1 pseudogene is annotated in these 322 nt (G+C 47.8%); it reads right to left on the bottom strand.

Annotated elements, in window-relative coordinates:
• Positions 1-210: 210 nt before the first annotated feature.
• Positions 211-322: pseudogene (locus tag KDU71_RS23130) on the bottom strand (transposase); the annotation flags it as partial.

Below are 322 nucleotides of genomic sequence, written 5' to 3'. Positions count from 1 at the left end.
TGGGATAAGACCATAGCTTCCCAATCGCCTTCCGACGTTAGATTAGTGTGAGGTGAGGTAATAGCTCCAAAGGTGGTGGTCCACGGGCATCAAAAATAATGAGTGTAACAAGTTGTCCCTTGCCACAGGTATAGCAAACACGATGTTTTAAAGGTGGTCGTTCTGGGATGGTGGCTTTGCCGATTTGTTGCTCCACCAGTTCACGCACTTTTCGCTTAAGCGATGAGGCCAATATGCCATAATGTCGGATGCGAACGAACCCTTTGGGTAAGATATGCAGACTCAGGCGGCGGATAAATTCCTGATGAGTGAGCGTTATCAC

The organism is Carboxylicivirga sediminis (genome assembly GCF_018156225.1).
Lineage (GTDB): Bacteria > Bacteroidota > Bacteroidia > Bacteroidales > Marinilabiliaceae > Carboxylicivirga > Carboxylicivirga sediminis.
The sequence above is the reverse complement of the archived record's forward strand: the minus strand, read 5'-3'. Positions and strand labels throughout refer to the sequence as shown.